Origin of the sequence: Micromonospora sp. MP36 (genome assembly GCF_008119785.1) — a bacterium.
Taxonomy (GTDB): domain Bacteria; phylum Actinomycetota; class Actinomycetes; order Mycobacteriales; family Micromonosporaceae; genus Micromonospora.
The window spans coordinates 1-1,148 of sequence record NZ_VSFA01000267.1; the positions used below are offsets into that span (position 1 = coordinate 1).

Annotated in this window: 1 protein-coding gene; it reads right to left on the minus strand. The window is 71.2% G+C overall.

Features of this window, described 5'->3' with window-relative positions; genetic code table 11:
• Window positions 1–1,019: hypothetical protein (locus FXF52_RS41095; protein ID WP_222870967.1), on the minus strand; the 1,019-nt coding region annotated here is incomplete at its 3' end.
• Window positions 1,020–1,148: the final 129 nt, after the last annotated feature.

Consider the following 1,148-nt stretch of genomic DNA (forward strand, 5'->3'; position numbering starts at 1 on the left):
CAGATGGCCCACTTCCAGCCTGGGGTGGTGGGCTTGTCGGGGGCCTTGCGATGCTGCAGCGGAGTCAGGCACTGCGGGCAGTGCTTCGAGGTGTTGCGGGCAGGCGTGGTGACCACGGCGATACCCGCCTCGGCGGCGAGGTGCCGCATCCGGTCGACGATCTGCCCGCGCACCTGCTGCGACAGCCGCGTGTTGAGGGTGGCGCCCATGCCCCGTGCTTCCAACGACCGCAGGTCTTCCACATAGATCACGCTCGCCGCGGCGGCGATCGCCTGGTCCACGGCCCAGCGGGCGGCGGCCCACGCGAGCGCGGCGTTCAGGTTCGTCCGGCGCTGGGACACGTGGCGGATCTCGGCGCCCAGCACCTCATGTTTCGCGCTCAGGTGCGCGTCGGGGCTGCCGCCGATCAGCCGCAGGTACTGGTCGGCTTTGGCGTGCAGCCGCTCACCGTGCCGGCGCAGGCGGTGCTGCTTGGCGAGGATGCCGGCGGCCCGGAACTGGCCACCGGCCCCCACCGCCGTGATCCGCCCATCCTCGTGCAGTCGCACGGCGCCCGCGCTGAGGAGGGTGTTGAGACCCCAGTCGACGCCGAGCGCGACCGTGTGACCGGTGCGCCGGGCCTTCGGCACCGCATGGGTGTATGCCATGTCGGCGCGTACCTGCCGGCCGGTCACGCGGAGGGTGGGCAGGTGCAGCACCGCGCCCGCAGGGACCGTGGGCGGCAGGATGATCGGACAGGCCACCCACGTCCAATCCCGATACGATCGCGGATCTGGGCGGGTGGGAAGCTGCAACCGCAGCAACACCCTCCTGGGGTCGGTGTCGCCGCGTTCGATGGTGGCCTGCTGCCGGTCACACGCGGCCAGCAGCAGCATCCCCGCGACCCTTGGGACGCCTTCAAGCTCGAACACGTCCACCGGCAGGCGGCCATTGACGGCAAGGAACTTCGCGGCCTGCCGGGTGCGGGACTTGATAATGCTGGACGGTAGATGCTCCCCGCCCGGAACCGCCCGACGCACCTGCTCCCACTCCCCTGCAGTGCGTTTGCGCGGATCGGCTGGCCACGTCGCCAACACACCGGAGGTCAGACCCGCACGCCACCGCGCCGAACGCAGAACACGCCCCGCCTGTTCCTGGGCCATGCGCAC